The 16,426-nt window shown below is 71.2% G+C and carries 15 protein-coding genes and 1 pseudogene; 5 read left to right on the top strand and 11 right to left on the bottom strand.

Features of this window, described 5'->3' with window-relative positions; all coding sequences use genetic code 11:
* Nucleotides 1-3 precede the first annotated feature (3 nt).
* Genes aztB through aztD form a run of 4 tightly spaced genes read left to right on the top strand, consistent with a single transcriptional unit; the run spans nt 4 to nt 4,427 of the window.
* Nucleotides 4-1,002, top strand: a complete 999-nt coding sequence (gene aztB / locus HOW07_RS06940) for a zinc ABC transporter permease AztB (protein WP_121291568.1) — start codon at nt 4-6, stop codon at nt 1,000-1,002.
* Nucleotides 894-2,219: a hypothetical protein gene (locus HOW07_RS06945; RefSeq protein WP_354293294.1), complete on the top strand. Its 1,326-nt coding sequence runs from the start codon at nt 894-896 to the stop codon at nt 2,217-2,219. Before aztB ends, HOW07_RS06945 begins: the two co-directional genes overlap by 109 nt.
* A 2-nt stretch (nt 2,220-2,221) precedes the next feature.
* Nucleotides 2,222-3,154 carry a zinc ABC transporter substrate-binding protein AztC gene (gene aztC / locus HOW07_RS06950; protein WP_175116425.1) on the top strand — a complete coding sequence of 311 codons (933 nt, stop codon included), beginning with the start codon at nt 2,222-2,224 and terminating at the stop codon, nt 3,152-3,154.
* Nucleotides 3,155-3,182: 28 nt separating this feature from the next.
* Nucleotides 3,183-4,427, top strand: coding sequence for a zinc metallochaperone AztD (gene aztD / locus HOW07_RS06955; RefSeq protein WP_175116426.1), 1,245 nt, complete (start codon nt 3,183-3,185; stop codon nt 4,425-4,427).
* An 85-nt stretch (nt 4,428-4,512) separates the two neighbouring features.
* Here the strand turns inward: aztD and HOW07_RS06960 are convergent, their stop codons facing one another.
* The 3 genes and pseudogenes from HOW07_RS06960 to HOW07_RS06970 form a co-directional block, all read right to left on the bottom strand.
* Nucleotides 4,513-5,907: an FtsX-like permease family protein gene (locus HOW07_RS06960; RefSeq protein WP_371743597.1), complete on the bottom strand. Its 1,395-nt coding sequence runs from the start codon at nt 5,905-5,907 to the stop codon at nt 4,513-4,515.
* A 212-nt stretch (nt 5,908-6,119) separates the two neighbouring features.
* Nucleotides 6,120-6,797, bottom strand: a pseudogene (locus HOW07_RS06965) (ABC transporter ATP-binding protein); the annotation flags it as partial.
* 102 nt (nt 6,798-6,899) lie between these two features.
* Nucleotides 6,900-7,214, bottom strand: a complete 315-nt coding sequence (locus HOW07_RS06970) for a hypothetical protein (protein ID WP_121291565.1) — start codon at nt 7,212-7,214, stop codon at nt 6,900-6,902.
* A gap of 127 nt (nt 7,215-7,341) precedes the next feature.
* Here HOW07_RS06970 and HOW07_RS06975 point away from each other — a divergent pair, with 127 nt between their 5' ends.
* Complete coding sequence (locus tag HOW07_RS06975) at nt 7,342-8,496, top strand: AI-2E family transporter (RefSeq protein WP_121291564.1); 1,155 nt, start codon at nt 7,342-7,344, stop codon at nt 8,494-8,496.
* Between the two features lie 23 nt (nt 8,497-8,519).
* Here HOW07_RS06975 and HOW07_RS06980 read toward each other — a convergent pair whose 3' ends face one another.
* From HOW07_RS06980 to HOW07_RS07015, 8 genes are all read right to left on the bottom strand, one after another.
* Nucleotides 8,520-9,617, bottom strand: a complete 1,098-nt coding sequence (locus HOW07_RS06980; RefSeq protein ID WP_175116428.1) for an ABC transporter ATP-binding protein — start codon at nt 9,615-9,617, stop codon at nt 8,520-8,522.
* Nucleotides 9,614-10,426: an ABC transporter permease subunit gene (locus HOW07_RS06985; protein ID WP_175116429.1), complete on the bottom strand. Its 813-nt coding sequence runs from the start codon at nt 10,424-10,426 to the stop codon at nt 9,614-9,616. Before HOW07_RS06985 ends, HOW07_RS06980 begins: the two co-directional genes overlap by 4 nt.
* The gene (locus HOW07_RS06990) at nt 10,423-11,391 is read right to left on the bottom strand and encodes an ABC transporter permease subunit (RefSeq protein WP_254628173.1); all 969 of its coding nucleotides are present in this window, start codon (nt 11,389-11,391) and stop codon (nt 10,423-10,425) included. The genes HOW07_RS06985 and HOW07_RS06990 overlap by 4 nt, the downstream gene beginning before the upstream one ends.
* The gene (locus HOW07_RS06995; protein WP_175116430.1) at nt 11,391-12,500 is read right to left on the bottom strand and encodes an ABC transporter substrate-binding protein; all 1,110 of its coding nucleotides are present in this window, start codon (nt 12,498-12,500) and stop codon (nt 11,391-11,393) included. Before HOW07_RS06995 ends, HOW07_RS06990 begins: the two co-directional genes overlap by 1 nt.
* A gap of 286 nt (nt 12,501-12,786) precedes the next feature.
* Nucleotides 12,787-13,419: a GNAT family N-acetyltransferase gene (locus HOW07_RS07000; protein ID WP_079001349.1), complete on the bottom strand. Its 633-nt coding sequence runs from the start codon at nt 13,417-13,419 to the stop codon at nt 12,787-12,789.
* 49 nt (nt 13,420-13,468) lie between these two features.
* A complete protein-coding gene (locus HOW07_RS07005; RefSeq protein ID WP_175116431.1) occupies nt 13,469-14,584 on the bottom strand; it encodes a beta-propeller fold lactonase family protein in 1,116 nt (371 codons plus the stop codon).
* A 42-nt stretch (nt 14,585-14,626) separates the two neighbouring features.
* Nucleotides 14,627-14,920 carry a winged helix-turn-helix transcriptional regulator gene (locus HOW07_RS07010; RefSeq protein ID WP_064295555.1) on the bottom strand — a complete coding sequence of 98 codons (294 nt, stop codon included), beginning with the start codon at nt 14,918-14,920 and terminating at the stop codon, nt 14,627-14,629.
* Nucleotides 14,921-14,953: 33 nt separating this feature from the next.
* The gene (locus HOW07_RS07015) at nt 14,954-16,240 is read right to left on the bottom strand and encodes an adenylosuccinate synthase (protein ID WP_064295554.1); all 1,287 of its coding nucleotides are present in this window, start codon (nt 16,238-16,240) and stop codon (nt 14,954-14,956) included.
* Between the last annotated feature and the right edge of the window lie 186 nt (nt 16,241-16,426).

The raw sequence follows: 16,426 nt of genomic DNA on the forward strand, positions 1-16,426 counted from the left end.
ACCATGACCTGGATCACCGAGCCGTTCACCGCGGCCTTCCTCCTGCGCGCCCTCGTCGGCGGTCTGCTGGTGGCGGCCGTCTGCGGTGTCGTGGGCACCTGGGTCGTCCTCCGCGGCCTCGCGTTCCTCGGGGAGGCGATGGCCCACGGCATGCTGCCCGGCGTCGCCACCGCCGCGCTCCTCGGCCTGCCGCCGGTCGCCGGCGCGGCCGTCAGCGCGGTCGTCATGACCGCCGGCGTCAGCCTCGTCTCGCGGCGCGGCAGGCTGTCCCACGACACCTCGATCGGTCTGCTCTTCGTCGGCATGCTGGCCCTCGGGGTCATCATCGTGTCGTCGAGCAGATCGTTCGCCACGGACCTCACGGCGATCCTCTTCGGCGACATCCTCGCCATCCGGCCCGCGGACCTGGTGGGCCTCGCCATCGCCCTCCTCGTCACCGTGGGCGTCGCGGTCGCCTTCCACCGCCCGTTCGTCGCGCTCGCCTTCGACCGCCGGGTCGCGCAGACCATGGGCCTCCGGCCGAGACTCGCCCACGCGATGCTCGTCGGCCTCGTGACCCTCGCGGTCGTCGCCTCGTACAGTGCCGTCGGCACGCTGCTCGTCGTGGCCCTCCTCCTCGGGCCGGCCGTCGCCGCGGCCCACTGGGCGCGTCGCATCCCGCTCATCATGCTGCTCGCCTCGGGCTTCGGCGGCCTCGCCGTGCTGCTCGGCCTGCTCCTCTCCTGGTACGGCGACACCGCGGCCGGAGCGTCCATCGCCGCCTGCTCGATTGTGCTCGCCACGGTGTCCTGGGGCGCGCGGGCGCTCGTCGGACGGCTCCGGCGGCCCACCGACCGACACCTCGACCACCCCGACGACCACCTCTCCGAACCGACCCATCTGGAAAGCGCACCGTGCACCGACTCCTCCGACCGACCATCCGACCAGGCGGCTCCCGCCCGACCGACGACCGGTTCCCCCGCGTCACACGCACCGCGCTCGCTCTCGGCGCGCTCGCACTGACCCTCACCGCCTGCGCGCCGCAGGGGTCGGCATCACCCACCGCGTCGGCCTCGGACGAACCGCGCGGACACGGCTACGTCGAGGGCGCGAGTGAGCTCCCCGAGCCGCAGCTGCACCTCGCGACCGCCGACGTCGACGGCACCGTCGAGCTGACCGACCTGCTCAGCGAGGAGCGCGCGACGCTCGCCGACCTCGGCCCGATCTCGGCACTCACGGGCGACGGCCGGTTCGTCGCCGCGCAGTCCGAGCCCGCCGGCACCGTGACGATCATCGACACCGGTGTGTGGACGGTCGATCATGAGGACCACCAGCACTACTACCGCGCCGAGGCGCGGGTCGTCGGCGAGATCGAGGGCGACGGACCAGCGACGATCACCGCCGGTTCGACGACCACCGCCGTGCGGTTCGCCGATTCGGGCGAGACACTCCTGCTCGACACCGCCGCACTCGGCACGGGCGACATCACGCAGTCCGGTCGGATCCGGACGTCGCCCGGTGCTCCCGGGCTCACCGTGCCGATCGGCGAGACCGTCGTCGCGACCGACGGGAGCGGGAAGCTGCATCTCCATGGCGTTGACGGCGACCTCCTCGACCCTTCGTCGGCGTCCGTGACCGCTGCCGACGCGGTGCTCGCCGGGTGCACCGATCCGGCCGGCAGCATCACGACGAACGTCGGCGTCGTCATCGGCTGCGCGGAGGGCGCGGTCCTCGCCGTCGTCGACCGCAGTTCGAGCGAGGCCGACCCGGTCCCCACGTTCGAGGCGATCCCCTATCCACAGGCTGTCGCCGCCGACGACCGCGCGATGTCCTTCCATTCGCGCCCCGGTCGTCCGACGGTCGCCGCCGTCGCCGGCACCTCCGGCGCCTGGCTGCTCGACACCCGCGAGCGCAGCTGGGCCCTGCTGCCGACCTCCACGCCGCTCCAGCTCGTCACCGCCGTCGACGACCGCGACCAGCACGTCGTGGGCCTCACGACGACCGGCGACCTCCTCGTCCTCGACGGCGCCACCGGCGCCGTGACGGGGACCGCGGCCGCACTCGTCGGTGCAGCCGACCTCGCCACGGGCGTCCAGCTGGAGGTCGACCAGAACCGCGCCTACCTGAACACCCCGGGCACGCGCACCGTCTCCGAGATCGACTACGGCGACGCCGCGCGGATCGCCCGCACCTTCACCTTCGACACGGCACCGGCGTTCCTCGCCGAGACGGGACGCTGACCATGCGAGCGACCATCCCCCGGACGACCGCCCTCCTGCGCACGACCGCCGTCCTCGCGGCCGGCCTCGTGCTCGGAACCGGCCTGACGAGCTGTGCGGCGAGCGCCGACGACCGCCCGCTCGTCGTCGTGACCACGAACATCCTCGGCGACGTCGTCGGTGAACTCGTCGGTGACCAGGCCGAGGTCATGACCCTCATGCCGCCCGACGCCGATCCGCACTCCTTCGAGATCTCCGCACGGCAGGCGGCACGCATCACCGGTGCGCAGCTGCTCGTGTCGAACGGCCTGGGACTCGAGGAGGGACTCACCCAGCACCTGGAGACCGCGGCCGACGAGGGGGTGCCGATCGTCGAGGCCGGCTCGCTCGTCGACGTCCTCGAGACCGAGTCGGGCGCGACCGATCCGCACTTCTGGACCGACCCGACGCAGATGACGTCGGTCGTGGACGGGGTCACCGAGGCGTTGCTCGAGGAGATCCCCACGCTCGACGCGGCCGAGCTGCAGGCGAACGCCGCCACGTACACGGCCGGGCTCGAGGCGCTCGACGCCGAGATGGCCGAGGCGTTCGCCGCCATCCCGGCCGAGCAGCGGAAGCTCGTCACCAACCATCACGTGTTCGGGTATCTCGCCGCCCGCTACGACTTCCAGGTCATCGGCGCCGTGATCCCGAGCGGCACCACGCTCGCGGCCCCCAGCGCCTCGGACCTCGAAGAACTGTCGACCGCGATCGAGGAGGCCGGCGTCCGGACGATCTTCGCCGACTCCTCCCAACCCGACCGGCTCGTGCAGGTGCTCGCCGACGAGGCCGACGTCGACGTCGCCGTCGTCCCGTTGTTCACCGAGTCGTTGACCGCCGAGTCGGGCGACGCCCCCACCTACCTCACCATGATGCGCGCGAACACCGAGCGCATCGCCACCGGACTCTCGCCCTGAGCGGGCGTCCACGAACCGATAGGAAACCATGCAGCAGCACCGCAGTCCCCGGGCATCGCGCCTGAAGCGCGGCCGGGTCCCGTTCCTCGCCGTCGGCACCGCCGCGGCCCTCCTCCTCACCGGTTGCTCGACCGCGAGCGGCTCCGCGCCGGACGCGACCGCGTCGACCTCCGCCGACCCGCAGAGTCGGATCACCCTGACCTATGACGGCGGCCTCCTCGTCCTCGACGCCGCCTCCCTCGAGGTGGTCGGCGACCTCCCCCTCGACGGGTTCAACCGGGTGAACGCCGCCGGCGACGGGCGGCACGTGCTCGTCACCACGACGAAGGGCTTCCAGGTCCTCGACACCGGGACGTGGACGGACGAGGACGGCACCTCGAAGCAGGCCGACCCGGTCCTGACCGACCTCGTCTTCCCCGCCGACACCGCAGGCCACGTCGTCCGTCACGCCGACAAGACCATCCTGTTCGCCGACGGCTCCGGCGACACGACGATCTTCGACAGCGCCGACCTCCTCGAGGCCACCGACGAGCTGCCTGAGACCGAGACCATCCCGTCGGAGGCCGCGCACCACGGTGTGGCCATCGAGCTCGAGGACGGCACCGTGCTGTCCACGATCGGCACCCCGGACGCCCGGACCGGTGTCCGCGTGCTCGACGACTCGCGCACCGAGATCGCCCGCAACGAGCAGTGCCCGTCGGTGCACGGTGAAGGCACCGTCAAGGACGAGGTCGTCGTGTTCGGCTGCAGCGACGGCGTGCTCGTCTACGACAGCGGCGTCTTCACGAAGATCCAGGCGCCGGACGCCTACGGGCGCACGGGCAACCAGTACGTCAGCGAGACGTCCTCCATCGCGGTCGGCGACTACAACAGCGACCCGGACGCCGAGGGCTACGACCTCCGCCAGCTCGCGTTCACCGACACGGTCGCGAAGACGACGAAGATCGTCGACCTGCCGGAGGGCGTCGGCTACACCTGGCGCGACGTCGCCCGAGGGCCGAACGACGAGGTCATCGTGCTCGGCAACGACGGTTCGCTGCACATCCTCGACGAGCAGACGGGTGCCGTCACCGACACCATCGAGGTCATCGACGCCTGGGAGCCGCCGGCCGAGTGGCAGGACGCCCACCCGGCGCTCGTCGTTCAGGACGGTGTCGCCTACGTGACCGACCCGGCGACGAAGTCGATCCACGCCGTGGATCTCGCGTCCGGCGACATCACGACGGGTGAGCTGCCCGGCGTCCCGAACGAGATCGCGGTCGTCACGGGCTGACCCGACCTCACCGAGAGCGCCCGTTCCGTCCTCCCCGCGTCTTGCAGGGGACGGAACGGGCGCTCTCGTCGTGCGGGCCGGGCGGTCAGACGCGCTCGGGCGCTCGGAGCACCCCGGAGACGACCGGACGGGTCGCGCGAAGGGCCGCCGACACGAGCCCGATGCCACCGGCGAAGCACCCGACGATGACGAGGACCGACAGCGGCGCGAGGATGACGCTGATGCTGGCCATCGGCAGGACGAGCAGGACACCCAGTCCGGCCGAGCCCAGCGCGACCACCCGCAGGGGCAGCATGACCGCGCGACCGCGAGCCCGTTCCATGACGTCCCGCGGCACCCCCAGGCGGTCGAGGCTGACGTAGAGGTCGCGGCGGTCGAGGACCGCCGAGGCCTGGTTCACCCCGACGGAGCACGCGACCATGAGGAACGACGCGACGAGCGTGATGATCACGCCGGTGCGGATGTCGACGATGAGGATGGCGCTCTCGCGGTCGAGGTCGGAACCGCCGGCGGCATCCATGAGCGCCACACCGGTCCCCGCGACGACGGCGACGAAACTCGTCATCGCCACGCCGCTGACCTGACGCCACGCCGCCTTCGGCGACTCCAGGATCGTGCGTGCAGCGAGGAGCCGCTCAGGTGTCTTGGCACGCTTGGCCGACCCACGGCCGATCATCCCGACCACCCAGGGGCCGATCAATCCGAGCACGCCCACACCGGCTGCGAACCCGACGCCCAGCACGGCGATGATGGCGGCTACCTCCTGCAACCCCGTCACGACGGAGAGCATGCCGTAGGCGACGATCACGACGACGACCCCGACGACGATGCGCAGCCAGTGCACGGTCGGCGCCTGCTGCTTCGTGCGGACGCCGAGCGGACTCACGTTCACGGCGCGGAGCCCGATGGCGGCGCTCGCTGCTGCGAGCAGCACGACCCCGAGGACCACCGCGGCGATGATCGGGACACCGACCCAGACGCCCTCGACCCCGATCGGGGAACCACCGAACGGGATGAGCCCGACGAGCGGCAGCATGCCGAGGTACAGCAGGATCCCGGCGAACGCACCGAGCAGGGCGACCCCGGCCGACTCGAGGACGGTCATCGCCGTGACCGTGCCGGGTGTCGCGCCGAGGAGTCGGAGGGTGGCGAGTCGGTCGTCGCGGCGCCGTGCGGAGAGCCGCGCGGCGGCCCCGCCGAGTGAGCCGAGCGGGACGAGCAGCAGGGCCAGCGCAAGCACGCTGAGCACCTGGTAAACGAAGGCCGTCTCACCGGTCCACCGCCAGAACATCATCGCGCCGCCGAGCACCGTGAGGACGAGTGCGGTGGTCACGGCGAACGCGACCGCCGGGAGCACGATCGTCGCAGGACTCTGCGCGCCGGGGCGGGCGAGCATCCAGGTGAGATGGACGACGGGACTCCGACCGCTGCCGGCGGGGACCGGGATCCGGGTCGGTGCGACCCCGAGTGCGGCGGTCACGGTCGGGCTCCGTTCGGGACGACACCGGTCGCCTGACCCGGGTAGGTCTGCGGCGGGTACGGCTGCGCAGCGGGCTGGGGGTACGGCTGCCCGGCGGGCTGCTGCTGGTACAGGGGCTGCTGCGGCGGGTACGGCTGCTGCGCCTGCTGCGGCACGGGTGCCTGCCCGCTCGCGAACTGCTGCGCCGGGGTCGGTGCGCCGATCCCGCCCGGCTGCCCGATGATCCGACCGTCGGCGAGGCGGATGATCCGAGAGCACCGCGCGGCGACCGTCTCGTCGTGCGTCACGAGGACGAGCGTGCGTCCCTGCCCGGTGGTCGCGTGGAGCAGCGCCCCCATGACGTCGGCGGAGGTCCGGGAGTCGAGCGCGCCGGTCGGCTCGTCGGCGAAGACGATCGGCGCACCGGTCACCTGAGCGCGGGCGATCGCGACGCGCTGCGCCTGACCACCGCTCAGTTCGCCGATCCGACGGGTCTCCATGCCGGCCAGTCCGAGGGCGGCGAGCCACGCTGCCGCACTCGACTCGGCAGCGATCCGCGGTGTCCCGCCGAGCATCAGGGCGATGGCGACGTTCTCGACGGCGGTCAGCTCGGGGATGAGCAGGCCCTGCTGGAAGACGAAGCCGAAGGACTCGCGACGCAGTTGCGAGCGGTGGCGTTCGTCGAGCTGGTCGACGCGGACGACGCCCGTCGGGGTGCTGAAGGCGATCGAGCCGGTGTCGGGGGTGACGATCCCGGCGAGCGCATGCATGAGCGTGGTCTTGCCGGAGCCGGAGGCACCCATGATGGCGACCGACTCACCGGGGAGGATGTCGAGGTCGACGCCGGCGAGGGCGACGGTCGGCCCGTACTGTTTCGTGAGTCCGCGAGCGGAGAGGATCGAAGTGTTCATGCTCCCATCGTCGGCGGCGGGTGTCCCGCAGCGCGTCGGCCGGGCGATGCAAGCTCCGCTGTGCGGGTCATCCGCGAGGTGGACCCGGCGTGGACCTCGCGGTCAGTTGCCGCGGCGGCGGTACTGGGCGAAGACCGCCGCGTCGGCCGCCCAGCCGGCACCGAGGAACCGGAGGCCTGTTCCGGCGTCGGTCCCGTCGGTTCCGGCCGCGGGCGCCTGCGCCGGCTCGACCGAGGCGGTGAGGTCGACCCCGGCAGCGCCGGCTGCGACGTGCGCAGTGGCGCTCACGCGCTCGGCGACCACCCCCTGCTCCGCGGCCTCGTCGCGCCGGCTCGGCATCGGCTCCGTCAGCGGGACCGCCCGCAGCGGTGCGGTGACCCGGGTGTGGACGGCGTGCGAGCGGGTGATCGATGACATGTTCCCATCGTCCTGAACCCGAGCACCCGACACATCCCGCAGTCGGGTGATCCTGCGGGACCCGGTCTCATCCTCCGGTACCACGACAGCTGTCGGGCAAACGGGTGGTGGGCAATACGCTTGCGGCATGACGAGTACGCCCCATCGCCACCAGCCGCTCCGTCCGGCGGCACGTCAGCAGCGTGTCCGGTTCCGCGCCCGCCGCCCGGCCGAGGTGACGACCACCGTCAGGACGACCCTCCAGCGCCCGTTCGCGATCGGCTTCGTCGGAGCACTCGGTGCCCTCGCGGCCATCCTGCTCGTCCTCACCCTCGGCTCGCTGTCGACCATCCTCGTCTCCATCGCGGTCGGACTCTTCATCGCCCTCGGCCTCGACCCGGTCGTCGTCCGACTCGAGGCACGAGGCATCAAGCGCCCGTTCGCCATCGCGATCGTCTTCGCCGCCTTCGCCGTCCTGCTCGCGCTCCTCCTGGCCCTCGTCATCCCCGTCGTCACCCGGCAGGCCGTCGAGCTCGTGAGCAATGCCCCCACCTTCCTCACCGGCATCCAGGACCAGGAGTGGTTCCGGTCACTCAGCGACTACCTCGGTCCGGGCGTCGACCTCCAGGGCGCGCTCGACTGGCTCTACGGGGTGGCCGCCGACCCGAAGACCTGGGTGGTCCTGGCCGGCGGCGCGCTCAACATCGGCGTCGGCATCGCGAACGGCCTCTTCGGCGGCTTCATCGCCCTCGTCCTCGCGCTCTACTTCCTCGCCTCCATGCAGGCGATGAAGAACGCGTTCTATTCGCTCGTGCCCCGTCGCTCCCGGCCGCGCGTCGTGTCGATCACCGACCAGATCACCGCCTCGATCGGCGGGTACGTGAGCGGCATGGTGGTGCTGGCCGGGATCAACGCCGTCCTCGGGCTCATCATGATGCTCATCGTCGGGGTGCCGTACGCCGGGATCCTCGCCGTCGTCATCTTCTTCGTGACGCTCATCCCGCTCGTCGGCTCGATCATCGCGACCGTCATCGTCGCGACCGTCGGGCTGTTCGACTCACCGACGACGGCACTCATCGTCATCGTCTACTACCTGGTCTACATGCAGATCGAGTCGTACGTGCTGACGCCGCGGGTCATGAACAAGGCGGTCTCGGTGCCCGGCGCCCTCGTCGTCATCGGCGCGATGGTCGGCGGTTCGCTCATCGGGCTGCTCGGCGCCCTCGTCTCCATCCCCGTGACGGCGTCGATCCTGCTGATCATCAAGCAGGTCGTCGTGCCACGGCAGAACGCGAAGGCGTAGCCGCCCCCGGCCGGTGAGGGGCCTCAGGCCGTCTGCACCGGGACGGGACGGCCCGCGAAGCGGATGCGGACGGACTCCCCCGCCTCGAGTCGTTCCGTCGCGCCGTGCTGCATCGCGACCAGCGTGCCGTCCGGCAGCTCGACGGTCGTGCGACGCACCGGGCCGAGGAAGCTCGAGGTGAGCACGACCGCAGCAGACCCGACCGTGGGCTCCGTCGCGTCGGTGAACACGACGTCCTCAGGCCGGACGAGCGCGACGACGGCGCCATCCCCCGGCTGCTCGCCGATCACCGGGAGCACCTGCCCGAGCACCTCGACCCCACCGGGCACGAGCACACCCGGGATCCGGTTGCTCAGGCCGATGAACTCCGCGACGAACGGCGACGACGGCCGCGAGTAGAGCTCCTCCGGCGTCCCGATCTGCTCGATGACGCCGGCACGCATGACGGCGACCCGGTCGGCGACGGCGAGCGCCTCCTCCTGGTCGTGCGTGACGAAGAGGGTCGTGATCCGCAGCTCCGACTGGATCCGACGGATCTCGTCGCGCAGCTGGACGCGCACCTTGGCGTCGAGTGCGCTGAGCGGCTCGTCGAGGAGGAGGACCCGAGGACGCGTGACCAACGCCCGGGCGAGGGCGACGCGCTGCTGCTGCCCGCCCGACAGCTGGTGGGCGTATCGGGCGGCGAGGTGGCCGAGGCCGACGAGGTCGAGGCTCTCGGCGGCACGCGTCCGTCGCTCGGCCGCGGGCACCTTCCGCATGCGCAGGCCGAACTCGACGTTCTCGAGCACCGTGAGGTGCGGGAACAGCGAGTACGACTGGAACACCATGCCGAGGTCGCGCTTGTTCGTCGGCACGGACACGACGTCGACCCCGTCGATGAGCACGCTCCCCGAGGTGATGTCCTCGAGCCCCGCCAGGCTGCGGAGCGCAGTCGTCTTCCCGCACCCCGACGGCCCCAGCAGCGCGACGAACTCACCGGGCGCGAGGTCGAGGCTCACGCCGTCGAGGGCACGGGCACCCGAGCCGTAGTCCTTCACGACGCGATCGAACCGCACCGCCGCGCCGGCCGGGCGTCCGTCTCCAGGCGTCGCTGCCGGTGCCGACTGGTCGATGGTGGTCATGGTGTCTCCCTGATGCGGCGGATCGATCCGACGCGGCCGATGATGAACAGCAGGACGAAGGCGAAGGCGAGCGCCAGCAGGGCGAAGGCGACCGCGACGAAGGGGTCGCTCTTCGACACCTGCACGAGCGAGGTCTGCAGCGTGTTGCGTCCGAGGAGCGAGGCGATCGTGTACTCACCGAGGACGACGGCGACCGAGATGACCGACGCCGTCAGCACGCCGCGACGCAGGTTGGGCAGCAGGACGCGGACGAGGACGGTCCCCCAGCCCGCGCCGAGCGTGCGCGCGGCCTCGGCGAGGGTGCCGACGTCGACCGACTGCAGGTTCGCGGCGATCGCCCGGTAGGCGTACGGCAGCACCGTGATCCCGTACGCGAACGCGAGCGTCCATGGCGCACTGCCGAGCAGCCTGGCCACGACCGAGTAGACCGGCGCGAGTCCGACGACGAGCACGATGGCCGGCACGGTGATCGGGATGATGCAGACGAACTCGAGGACCCGCTGCAGCTTCGGGAAGCGGAGCTTGACGAGCATCATCGTCGGCAGCAGGAGCACCACGACGATCAGCACGGTCACCGCGGCGAGCACGACGGAGTTGCCGATGCCCTGGAAGAGCACCCGGTACTTCCGCGAGTTCTCCGGGTCGAGGATCGCAGCCCAGTGGCCGAGGTCGTGGCCGCCGTCGATCCCGGCGCGCAGGGTGAACTCGACCATCGACAGGATCGGGACGGCGAACACCACCGCGACGACGACGAGGATGATCCGGCTGGTGAGCTTCGACGGCGTGGCCGAGTCGCGGACCGCGCTCATCGCTGCCACCGTTCCGTCCGTGCCTGGAGGGCGGAGTAGGCCGTCATCATGACGACCATCACGACGATCATCCCGATCGCGAGCGAACCGGCGAGGTTCTCCCGGCCGAGGACGGTCTCGCTGATGAGGGCACCGCGGATCTGGAGTGGCACGATCTGCGCCCCCTGGCTGATGAGCGCAGCGGCGGTCGCGTAGCTCGAGAACGCGTTCGCGAACAACAGCAGGAGCGACCCGAGGAAGGAGGGGGCGAGGATCGGCATCGCGATCCGGATCCAGTAGGTGAAGCGGGTGCCGCCGAGGGTCGCGTTCGCCTCGGACCAGGTCCGCTTCAACCCCTCCATCGCCGGCATGAAGGTGATGACCATGAGCGGCACCTGGAAGTACAGGTACGGCAGGAGCAGGCCTGGGACCTGGTAGAGCCACACGCCGTCGGCGAAGAGGTCGACCCCGAGGCGGTCCTTGAGGAACACGGTGACGAGGCCCTGGATGCCGATGGTCGCGATGAAGGCGAAGGCGAGCATGACGCCACCGAACTGGGCGAGGACGCTCGAAGCCGCATCGACGAAGGTGCGGATGAGTCCGTCGGGCCGGACCGCGAGGAGCGCGTAGCAGACGAGGGCTCCGACGACGGCTCCGGCGACCGCGGTGACGGCGGAGACCCAGAAGGAGCTGGCGAAGGCCCCGAGGACCGCCGGTTCGGCGAGCGCCGTGAGGTTGTCGAGCGTGAACGCGCCGTCGCCGTCGAAGAAGCCGGTGGCGAGGGCGAGGAACGTCGGGACCGCGAGGAAGAGCAGGGCGTACAGCGCGAACGGCGTCAGGCCGAGGAGCGCCCAGCGCGGACGGCGGCGGGGGCGCGCCGCAGCGGGTTCGGCCGAGGCGTCCGATGCGTCGGTCGGCGGGAGCGAGACGGCGGGGCCGGCGTGTGCCGACCCCGCCTCACTCCGCCGGGTGGCGGAGGTGGTCATCAGGAGATCGCTGCCGCCCACTTCTCGGCGAGCAGCGAGGTGGCCTGCTCGGTCTGCTCGGGCGTGAACTGCACGAGGTCGGCGGGCATCTCGCCCACGGCGTCGAGGGCCTTATGGTCGACGGTGTCGGCCTCGACCATCGCGGCGAGGGTCGAAGGGTACGCGCCGGCGGCGAGGTACAGGTTCTGCGCCTCGGGGCTGAAGATGAACTCCTGCCAGAGTCGCGCGGCCGCGGGGTGCGGCGCGTCCACGTTGATGGCCTGGTTGTAGTAGCTGCCGACGGCCGAACCCGGGAGGACGGTGGTCTTCCAGTTGCGTTGGCCCTCGTTCTCGGTCGCTGCGGCGAGGTTGTTGTAGCTCCAGTCGATCACGACGGGGGTCTCACCCGAGGCGATCGTCGCCGGGGTCGGGTCGAGGGGCAGGAAGTTGCCCGCCTGGTTGAGTTTCTGGAAGAAGTCGACACCGGGCTGGATGTCGTCGGCCGAACCACCGGACTGCAGGGCGGCGAGGTAGACGCCGGCCGCGGCGGCACCGGCCTGGGTCGGGTCGCCGTTTAGCGCGACCTTGCCCGCGAACTCGGAGCCGAGGAGGTCGTCGAGCGACTTCGGTGCGGGGACGGCGTCCGCGTCGTAGCCGATGGAGACGAGGCCGGTGTAGTCGTACACCCACAGGCCGGTCTTCTCCTTCGAGCCCTCCGGGATGTCGTCCCAGTTGGCGACCTGGTACGGCGCGAACTGGTCGAGGTTGTCGAGGGCGACGGCGGAGCCGAGGTCGAAGACGTCGGGAGCGGTGTCCTGGCCCTGCTGGTTCTTCGCGGCCGTGATCTCCTCGGCGCTCGAGACGTCGGGGTCGGCCGAGTTGACCGTGATGTCGTACTTGTCCTCGAACGCGGAGATGATCTTCCCGTAGTTCGCCCAGGTGTCGGGGAGGGCGATGACGTTCAGCTGGCCCTCGGCCTTCGCCGCCTCGACGAGCGCGTCCATCCCGCCGAAGTCCTCGGCGGAGGTCGCCTGCTTGGCGTCGACGTCGGAGCCGGCTCCGGTGTCCGCTCCGGCGGAGCATGCGGTGAGCGCGGTCGCTGCGAGCGCGACGATGGCGAGGGCGGTCATACGCCTGGTGTTCACGGTTCCTCCAGTGACGTCGGCGGCCGCCCGTGCTGTCGGGCCGTCGGATACCGCGTCCGTCGTCTGGAGGACAAGCTAGGGTCGCGACGTAGCGCGATCGGGGCCTGCCGGTGTCGCGCAGGTGAACAGTGCCCGTCGCCATCGCCCAGGCCCACCTCCGGTCCCTGAGCCTGTCGAAGGGCAGGGGCGCCACCGGGAGGACCGCCCTTCGCCAAGCTCAGGGACCGGGGGGGGTGAGGGACCGGGCGGGGGTGGGGGCTCCGGGGCCGCGTCAGCCGCGGAGGGCCACTGGGCCGGGGCTCCTGGCGAGGCGCTCCTCGAGACCGGACCGGACCTCCGGCCACTCCTCGGCGATCACGGAGAACAGCGCGGTGGTCCGCCACGTGCCGTCGGCCCGCTGCTTGTCCCGTCGGATGAGCCCCTCGAATGTGGCCCCGAGGCGCAGGATCGCCGTGCGCGAGCGCTCGTTGCGCTCGTCGGCCTGGATTTTGACCCGGCCGAAGCCCGCGTCGAACGCGAGCCCGAGGAGCAGCAGCTTCGTCTCGGCGTTGACGGCGGTGCCCCAGACGCGCGGGTCGTACGCCGTCCAACCGAGGTGGGCGGCCTCCCCCGGCTCGTCGAAGTCGCCGAGCGTGGACGTGCCGACGAGGAGCCCGTCGTGCTCGCCGCCGACGAGACGGATGACGTAGGTGTTGCGCACGCCGGTCGTGAAGTAGCCGTCCGCGAAGGCGTCGAACTCGGCCTGCGTCGTCGGCAACCCCGCAGGCCCGCCGCCGTAGCCACCGGCGAAGACCTCCGGGTGTGCGATCGCCGTGAACAGCTCCGGATAGTGCGCGCGTTCAAGCGGTTCGAGGCGGATGGTCCGGCCGTCGATGGGGCGGGGCTCAGGGCGTCGTGCGGTCACCGTTCCACCGTATCCGGTGACGGGCGTCGCGCGCGGACCGGTCTCGCGGTCAGGCGAGGATGAGGCAGGTGGGCGAACCGGCGTCGAGCGTCCCGAGGAGCGTCGTCGGGACCCCCGTGCGCTCGTCGAGCCGGAAACTCGCGATGGAGTTCGACAGCTGGTTCGCGACGTGCAGGAAGCGTCCCGACTCCCGGTGGTGGCGCGGCATCGTCCCGCCGCACTCGACGTCGGCCACGGCCTCGATCCGCGAACCGTCGCCGGTGACACGCAGGGTGGCGATGCGGTCGCTCCCGCGGACGCCGACGTGCAGCTGCTCGCACGAGGCGGCGAGGCTGATCTCGGCACCCGTGTCGCCCTCGGACACGCCCTCCGAGGTGGCGACGGTCGCCGCGAGGATGTGCCAGTGCCCGTCGGTGCCGTCGACACCGAGTGTGAAGACCTCGACCGAGTACTCGGTGATGACGTGGAGGTGGCCGCTCGGGTGGACGACGAGGTGTCGCGGACCCGTGCCTCGCGGGAACACGACGGTGTGGTCGAGCACCAACCGCGACCCACGGAGCTGCCAGATGCGGACCGTGTCGTGGCCGAGGTCGGTGGTCGCGATGCGGCCGTCCGGGAGGAGCGCCGAGGCGTGCGCGCGCGACGGTCGGGACGGCAGAGCCTCGCCGACAGCGGCCTCCAGCGCGAGCAGCGTGAGCGCGTCCTCGCCCGCGTCCGCGGACTCCGCAGCGAGCGCGGTGGGCGACGCCCAGGGGTCGACGGACGCCTCACCGAGACGCGGGTCGCCCGCGAACGCCGCGTTCTCCGCGAGCGGGACGGTCACGACCCGACCGTCGCCGTAGCAACTCGCGATGAGGACGTCGGCACCGGGGACCGTCGCGACGTGGCACACCGAGTCGCCGGCTTCGATGGGCTTGCCGAACGGCGCGAGCCCGAACTCGCCGGAGCGCTTGAACGCTTCGACGGCCCCGGTCGACTCGCTCGCGGCGTAGACGATCGGCAGCGTCGGGTGCAGGGTGAGGAAGGACGGCGACTGCGCCTCCGACGACTGCACGAGGCGGAGGGTGCCCGCCTCGTCCTGGCGCAGCAGGCTGATACCGGCACCGGTGCCGTCGGCCTCCGAGGTGTAGGAACCGAGCAGGAGGTAGGGGTTGTCGTCGCTCACCCCCACAGTCTTTCACCTGCGCCGTCTGACATCGGCGCCCGCTCAGGAGGCGCGGCGGGCACGGACGCCTGCCGCGTACTCCTTCGGGGTCATACCGATCGCCTCACGCACGATCCGGATGAGCGTCGCGCGGGTGATGCCGAGCGCGTTCGCGAGGGTGACGAGCGAGAGGTCGGGATCGTCGTCGAGCGTCGCCAGGGCGCGCCGGACCCGTGGGTCGAGCGCTCCGGTGTCGCGCTGGGCCCGCACCGCCGGGCGAGGCCTGACCTCACCGCTCGTGAGCTCCTCGACCGGTGGCAGCCCGGGCAGGGACGGCTGACTGGATTCGTCCACCATGGCGCGTTCGACGCTCGTCGTTCGCTGCTCGGGTCAGTCGACGAGGTCGTGACGCACGACGATCGCGTCGCGGCCGGGACCCACACCGATCGCGGAGATGCGCGAACCGCTCATCGCCTCGAGCGCCAGCACGTAGTCCTGGGCGTTCTTCGGCAGGTCCTCGAAGCGGCGGACACCGGTGATGTCCTCCTGCCAGCCGGGGAACTCCTCGTAGATCGGGACGGCGTGGTGGAAGTCGGTCTGCGAGACCGGCACCTCGTCGACCCGGACGCCGTCGACCTCGTAGGCGACGCACACCGGGATGGTGGCGAGGTCGTCGAGGATGTCGAGCTTCGTCAGGACGAAGTCGGTGACACCGTTGATGCGCGCCGCGTACCGGGCGATCGGGGCGTCGTACCAGCCGACACGGCGCGGGCGGCCGGTCGTCGTGCCGAACTCGAAGCCCTTCGAGCGGAGGTAGTCGCCGGACTCGTCGAACAGCTCGGTCGGGAACGGGCCGGCGCCGACGCGGGTCGTGTAGGCCTTGACGATGCCGATGACGCGGTCGAGGCGGTTCGGGGCGACACCGGAGCCGGTGGCCGCACCACCCGAGGTCGCGTTGGAGGAGGTGACGAAGGGGTAGGTGCCGTGGTCGACGTCGAGCATCGTGGCCTGCCCACCCTCGAAGAGGACGATCTTGCCGTCGTCGAGCGCCTCGTTCAGGACGAGCGCGGTGTCCGCCACCATCGGGCGGAGTCGCTCGGCGTAGGCGAGGAGGTCGGCCACGATCTCGTCGACCGTGATGGCGCGGCGGTTGAAGACCTTGACCAGCAGGTGGTTCTTCTGGTCGAGGGCGCCCTCGACCTTCTGGCGCAGGATGTTCTCGTCGAAGAGGTCCTGGATGCGGATGCCGACGCGGTTGATCTTGTCGGCGTAGGCCGGGCCGATGCCACGGCCGGTGGTGCCGATCTGACGCTTGCCGAGGAAGCGCTCCGTCACCTTGTCGATGGTGCGGTGGTACTGGGTGATGACGTGCGCGTTGGCGCTCACGAGGAGGCGCGAGACGTCGATGCCGCGGGCCTGGAGTGCCTCGAGCTCGTGGAACAGCACCTCGATGTCGATGACGACACCGTTGGAGATGACGGGGACGACGCCGCTCGTCAGGATGCCGGACGGCAGGAGGTGGAGCGCGTACTTCTCGTCACCGATGACGACCGTGTGCCCCGCGTTGTTGCCGCCGTTGAACTTCACGACGTAGTCGATGCGGTCACCGAGCAGGTCGGTGGCCTTCCCCTTGCCTTCGTCGCCCCACTGGGCGCCGACGATCACGATTGCTGGCATCTGGATGCCGCCCCTTCCGGATTCTCGTGTGCCCGGCGGATCCGCTGGGGAACCACGCCCTGACAGGCCGGACGCCCACCCTCTGCGGGCGGGCGTCTCGTGCACGCACCCCTCCATCGTACCGGAGGAGGGTCACGGGCACCGAGTCCCGGGCTGCGCTCGATACCATGAGGGGATGTTCAGGCC

The sequence above is a fragment of the Plantibacter sp. MCCC 1A11337 genome (assembly GCF_013349365.1).
Classification (GTDB): domain Bacteria; phylum Actinomycetota; class Actinomycetes; order Actinomycetales; family Microbacteriaceae; genus Plantibacter; species Plantibacter flavus_A.